At 47.6% G+C, this 229-nt stretch carries 1 protein-coding gene; it reads left to right on the forward strand.

What is annotated here, in order from left to right; genetic code table 11:
- Positions 1 to 33: 33 nt before the first annotated feature.
- Positions 34 to 229: hypothetical protein (locus tag SB659_RS20670; RefSeq protein WP_410551801.1), on the forward strand; the 196-nt coding region annotated here is incomplete at its 3' end.

Raw genomic sequence — 229 nt, forward strand, 5'->3', positions numbered from 1 at the left:
TTAACGACCCCGGGCGCTAAATATTCGGATCAAATGCAGTCTCTGGACGGTGCTCACGCTCCTATTCAACAGAGTATCTATGCCGATAGTTCTGCTATGGGTGCTTTGCTTTATGAGCTGGAGCTTAAAGATAGTGCCATGACTGCGGTCATTTCTCGTTTAGATCACGGTACCGAAGCATTAGCTGATACATTGAGCAGCACAAGACAGCGTTCTGAACACACTCTGG

This window comes from Arthrobacter sp. SIMBA_036 (assembly GCF_046535135.1).
Lineage (GTDB): Bacteria > Actinomycetota > Actinomycetes > Actinomycetales > Micrococcaceae > Arthrobacter.